General features: G+C 63.0%; 4 protein-coding genes. 3 read left to right on the forward strand and 1 reads right to left on the reverse strand.

Going from position 1 to position 5,862, the window contains the following annotated elements:
• A partial coding sequence (gene queA, locus I5W_RS03930; RefSeq protein ID WP_044528255.1) for a tRNA preQ1(34) S-adenosylmethionine ribosyltransferase-isomerase QueA occupies positions 1-833 on the reverse strand: 833 nt, incomplete at its 3' end.
• Between the two features lie 153 nt (positions 834-986).
• Between queA and I5W_RS03935 the strand changes: the two genes are divergently transcribed.
• From I5W_RS03935 to I5W_RS03945, 3 genes are all read left to right on the forward strand, one after another.
• On the forward strand, positions 987-2,864 hold the full coding sequence (locus I5W_RS03935; protein ID WP_083893453.1) for a DUF4153 domain-containing protein: 1,878 nt from the start codon (positions 987-989) through the stop codon (positions 2,862-2,864).
• A gap of 92 nt (positions 2,865-2,956) precedes the next feature.
• A complete protein-coding gene (gene recG / locus I5W_RS03940) occupies positions 2,957-5,053 on the forward strand; it encodes an ATP-dependent DNA helicase RecG (protein ID WP_044528257.1) in 2,097 nt (698 codons plus the stop codon).
• A gap of 301 nt (positions 5,054-5,354) precedes the next feature.
• Positions 5,355-5,862 (forward strand): tRNA-uridine aminocarboxypropyltransferase (locus I5W_RS03945; RefSeq protein WP_044528258.1); only part of this gene is annotated, 508 nt, incomplete at its 3' end.

Raw genomic sequence — 5,862 nt, forward strand, 5'->3', positions numbered from 1 at the left:
GGCGTGATGAAGAGTTGCGTGTCATCGCTGCCAGCCTTCAGTTCCCCGCTTTGCGAACCCGATTCCAGCGCCCGCATACTGGTAGTGCCCACCGCCACGACGCGGCCACCGGCCGCCTTGGTGGCGCGCACGGCGGCCACCGTCTCGGGCGGGATGGTGTACCACTCGCTGTGCATCTGATGCTGTGACAGGTCTTCCACCCGCACCGGCTGGAAGGTGCCGGCACCCACATGCAGGGTCACGAAGGCTTGCTGCACGCCGCGCGCGGACAATTGTTCCAACAAGGTCTGGTCGAAGTGCAGGCCCGCCGTGGGAGCCGCGACGGCACCGGGCTCTTTGGCATAGACGGTCTGGTAGCGCGTCTCATCGTAGGCATCGGCCTCATGATCGATATAGGGCGGTAGCGGCAGGCTGCCGTATTGCTCCAGCAAGTCGAAGGCGTCTGCCGGGAAATGCAGCGTGTAGAACTCGCCGAAACGTTCACCCACGGTCACCTCGAAGGCATCGGCCAGGCGGATGCGGGTGCCCGGTGGCGGCGACTTGGACGCACGCACCTGGGCGTGCACGGTGCGGGCATCGAGGATGCGCTCGACCAGGGCTTCGATCTTGCCGCCGGTTTCCTTCACGCCGAACAGACGCGCCTTGATCACGCGGGTATCGTTGAAGACCAGCAGGTCGCCCGGCTGCAGCAGGTCGACGATGTCGGAGAAGCGGCGGTCGCTCAGTTGTGCCCCCTGCACCTGCAACAGGCGCGAGGCGCTGCGCTCGGCCAGCGGGGTCTGGGCGATCAGCTCGGGGGGGAGCGCGAAATCGAAATCGGATAGGGAATACATGGAATGAAATGCGCGTGGGGACGTTCAAGCCGGAAGCAAAGTCTTCCGCAATCTCGTCGGATACCGATGCGAACCGAATGACAAACTCGCTATTTTACGCGTTCGACGCCAACAGGTCGCCTCCTGGCCGCTGGCGCCACCGCCAGATGGCGCATGACAACAACGCATATTTCCACAATGACAACACCCTCTCTTCTCTCGCCTGCTCTTGCCGATCCCGGCCAGCCTGTTCCCGCCGCGCGTGCCCTCGGCGTGGCCCGCATCGCCATCGGGCTGGTCCAGGGGCTGATTCTCTACGTCTTGTCCGAGCAGTTGCAGGATCGCACCCGTCTCACAATGCACGGCATGTTGCTCCACAGTCTGCTGTTGATGGGGCTGTTCATACCAACGATGGTCATCTCAGGCCTGTCCCACATGCGCGTGCGCAAGCTGGGCTTGTGGGTGCTGCTGCTGGTCCTACTGATTCCGGCGCTGATGGTCCATGACATCTGGCGTACCGATCTCAGTGCGTGGCTGCTGGAACCGGCGCTGGGCGCCTGGCGGGACAGCGCGCGCTATGTCAGCCACCCGTCGCCTCAGCTCATGCTGCTTCTGCCGCTGGGGCTATTCATCGCGCAGGCCATGGTACTGGCGGGCAGTCATGACCGCCGCTGGGTAGCCGGTTATCCGAGCTACTTCGCCTGGGCATGGAAACTGTCCCTACAGGTGATTTTCGCTGCGCTGTTCATCGCGGCACTGTGGCTCATTCTGTTCACTGGTGCAGCCCTGTTCGAACTGCTCAAGATCCATTTCCTGGGCAACCTCATCGGCCGATCCTGGTTCTTCATACCAGTGACGACGCTGGCCTGCGCCGCGGCGATGCACCTCACCGATGTGAAGCCCGCGATCATCGCCAACATGCGCAAACTACTCTTGACGATGCTGTCATGGCTGCTGCCCTTGGCGGTACTGATCGTGGCAGGGTTTCTGGTCAGCCTGTGCTCCAACGGTCTGCAGCCGCTGTGGGTAACCGGGCATGCCACTGCCGTCTTGCTCGGTACTGCGGCCCTGATGGTGGTGCTGATCAACATGGTCTATCAGGATGGCCTGAGCACCGAGGCCCCGCCGGAGCGGCTGATCGTCTGGTCGCTGCGCGCAGCCTGTGCCCTGCTGCTGCCGCTGGTGGCACTGGCCGTCTACGCCCTCGGTCTGCGCGTCAGCCAGTACGGCTGGACCCCGGAACGGCTCTACGGTGCCCTCGGCATCGCCGTGGCGAGCATCTATGCTGCCGGCTACGCGATCGCATTGCGCCGCGCAGAGCGCTTGGCCGGACTTGCACCGGTCAACGTCAGTGCCAGTTTCGCGATCCTCGCCGTCTCGCTGGCGACCCTCAGCCCCCTTGCCGATCCGGCGCGCATCGCAGTGGCTGATCAACTGGCCAGAGTACGCTCGGGCCAGATTGCTCCGGAGCAAATGGACTTGCCCTTCATGCGCGACGACGGTCAACGCTATGGGGTGCGCGCACTGGCGGAGATCACACAAAGCTCGGACCCGCAGCTGGCTTCGCTGCGCGAGAAGAGCCAGTTGGCATTGCAGAGCAAGAATGGCTGGCAGATCGGCGCCGCCGATGAAGAACGCAAGCGCGAGGTCGGCAGCAATGTGCGCATGCATCCTGCGGGCCGCGAGCTGCCTTTAGAGATCAGCCTGAAGTATTGGCCCTCTTATGTCAGGCATGACGCGGTACCGGAGTGTCTGCGCAGCGGGGCCAGCGAATGCGACGGCTATTTCATCAGGCCGCCGGGCGCGCGACGCGATCAGTTACTAATCATCGATATGTACAGCAAGCCGATGCTGCTGGCCCAGGATGCCGAGGATGATTGGGAGATCCTCGGGACTTTCCCTATTGATAGCTCCTGCCTGCCCTTATTGCGCGACATACTCGAAGGCAAGGGGTTGCAATGGAAAGCGTCATCTCAATACGAGCTGCGCCTGGGCCAGGTTGCCGTGCCGCTGGTGCCGTCGAAACCTGGCGAGGCTACTTGCGAACAGTAGTGAGTCGGCGCGGCAAGGAGGGCTGGCATCCGCCAGGCTTGATACTGTAATTATTCACAGTACAATAGCGCGATTCTGCCGACATGCCGCCCATGCCACCTACCGCGAAAAAGACCAACGCCAAGACCGCCAAGGCGGCCAGCAGCACTTCCGCCAAGCCCGAGAACAAGCTGGCCAAGCTGGGCTTGCACAATGACATGGACCTGGTGCTGCACCTGCCGCTGCGCTATGAGGATGAAACCACGCTCATGAGCATCGCCCAGGCTTCCCTGCGGGGCTTGCAGACGGTGCAGGTGGAAGGCGTGGTCAGCGCCTGTGAAGTGCAGTTCCGCCCGCGCCGGCAATTGATCGTGACCATCGGTGACGACAGCGGCCAGTTGACCCTGCGCTTCCTCAATTTCTATGGCAGCCAGACCAAGCAACTGGCCGAGGGGACCCGGGTGCGGGTGCGCGGCGAATTGCGCCACGGTTTCTTCGGTGCCGAGATGGTCCATCCTTCCTACAAGGTGGTCAATGAAGGCGCGCCCCTGCCGGACGTGCTCACACCCGTCTATCCGGCCGGCGAAGGGCTGTCGCAAGCCTACCTGCGCAAGGCCATCGCCAATGCCATGAACCGGCTGGACTGGAGCGATACGCTGCCACCCTCGATGCTACAGACCCTCAATCTGGCCGCCTTCGAACCCTCGGTACGGCTGCTGCATAACCCGCCACCGGACGTGGACGAACATGCGCTGATCGAAAAATCACACCCGGCCTGGATCCGCATGAAGTTCGACGAACTGCTGGCCCAGCAGCTCTCGCTCAAGCGCGCCCAGGCCGCGCGCCGCGCCAAGACCGCGCGCGCCCTGCCGGTGAGCGGGCGTATCACCGAAGAATTGACCAAAATACTGCCCTTCCAGTTGACCGGCGCCCAGCAGCGCGTGCTGGAAGAAATTCGCACCGACCTGCGCCAGTCCTTCCCCATGCAACGCCTGTTGCAGGGCGACGTCGGCAGCGGCAAGACGGTGGTGGCCGCGCTGGCCGCCGCCCAGGCCATCGACAGTGGTTGCCAGGCGGTGCTGATGGCACCCACCGAAATCCTGGCCGAGCAGCATTTCCGCAAGATCGCGGCCTGGATGGAGCCGCTCGATATCGGCGTGGCGTGGCTGTCGGGCAGCCAGAAGAAAAAGGAAAAGACCGAGGCGCTGGCGCATATCGAATCGGGCGCGGCGCGGCTGGTCATCGGTACCCATGCGCTGATCCAGGACACGGTGCAGTTCGAGAACCTGGGCCTGGTGATCGTGGACGAGCAGCATCGATTCGGCGTGGGGCAGCGTCTGGCCTTGCGCAACAAGAGCTTCAACGCGGCCGACCCGGATGCAGCGGCGGTGCCGCACCAGTTGATGATGTCGGCCACGCCCATTCCACGCACCCTGGCCATGACCTACTACGCCGACCTGGAAGTGTCGGTCATCGATGAATTGCCGCCGGGGCGCTCGCCCATCGTCACCCGCGTGATCGACCAGAACCGGCGCGATGAAGTCATCGAACGGGTGCACGCAGCGGCGCTGGAAGGCAAGCAGATCTACTGGGTCTGCCCGCTGATCGAGGAATCCGAGGCCTTGCAACTGCAAACTGCCACCGATACCCATGCGGCGCTGTCAGCGGCGCTGCCGGACTTGAAGATCGGCCTGGTGCATGGCCGCATGAAGCCGGTGGAAAAACAGGTGGTCATGGAAGGTTTCAGCCGTGGCGCGATCCACCTGCTGGTGGCCACCACGGTCATCGAGGTGGGGGTGGACGTGCCCAATGCCTCGCTGATGGTGATCGAACATGCCGAGCGCTTCGGCTTGTCGCAATTGCACCAGCTGCGCGGCCGCGTGGGACGGGGATCGGCGGCCAGCGTCTGTCTGCTGCTGTATCAGGGACCGCTGGGCGGCACCGCCAAGCAGCGCCTGGCGACCATGCGCGAAACCACCGATGGCTTCGAGATCGCCCGGCGCGACCTGGATATCCGCGGCCCCGGTGAATTCCTGGGAGCCAGGCAATCGGGCGAAGCCATGCTGCGCTTTGCCGACCTGGCCACCGACCAGTGGCTGGTGGAAAAGGCCCGCGATACCGCCCAGGCCTTGCTGCAACATGCCCCCGATATCGTGGATCGCCACCTGGCGCGCTGGCTGGGCGGACGGGAAGATTTCCTGAAGGTTTGAGGCCAGGCGCTGGGGCGGAATAGGCCTCGGAAACGGCACCGGCAAAGTTTTCAGCATCTCCCATGCGGCAAGGAAGGGCAAGGGCTGCAAACCCCAATGAGCAAAATGCCAATCAAAAATCCGCAAAAATCGAGAAAATCTTCGCTTAATGTCGATTGACGCAATACAGCACTGAGTCCAATCTACAGCCCACGAGGAATGGGTTCGACCATCGATAACGGTCACCGGGCTTATGCGGTAGCACCCCATCGATTTGCCTGATGACCATGGCGTAATAGAGAACTAGAAAAGGCTGAACATTTTGGTTTCCAACCACGATCAACAAACGTCCCGCAGGCTGCTCTGCCCGATTTGCCAGCGTGCTCTGACGGCTTGCATCTGCCACTGGACCTCGCCCATCGACCATGCGATCGATGTGCTGATCCTGCAGCATCCCCTGGAAGTGAGCAATGCCAAGAACAGCGTGCGACTGCTGCACCTGAGCCTACCCTACAGCAAGCTGGTGGTGGGCTCGGTGTTCGAGCCGGAACAATTGCATACCCTGCTGCACGCCCCCTCGCGCCTGCGCAACGTGCCCGATAGCGAAACCGTGCATCCGGTGTTGCTCTACACCGACGACGCCAGCACCGCCGAGACTACCTACTTCGATGCGCGCACCATGCGGGTGGAGGAGCAGGAACCGCTCAAGCGCATCCGCCTGGTGGTGCTGGACGGCACCTGGCGCAAGAGCCGCAAGATGCTGTTCGAAAATCCGCTGCTGCAAACCCTGCCGCGCATGATGCTCATCCGCGATCTGCGGCGCCCGACGC

Source organism: Herbaspirillum sp. B65, assembly GCF_000333555.1.
GTDB lineage: Bacteria > Pseudomonadota > Gammaproteobacteria > Burkholderiales > Burkholderiaceae_D > Herbaspirillum > Herbaspirillum rubrisubalbicans.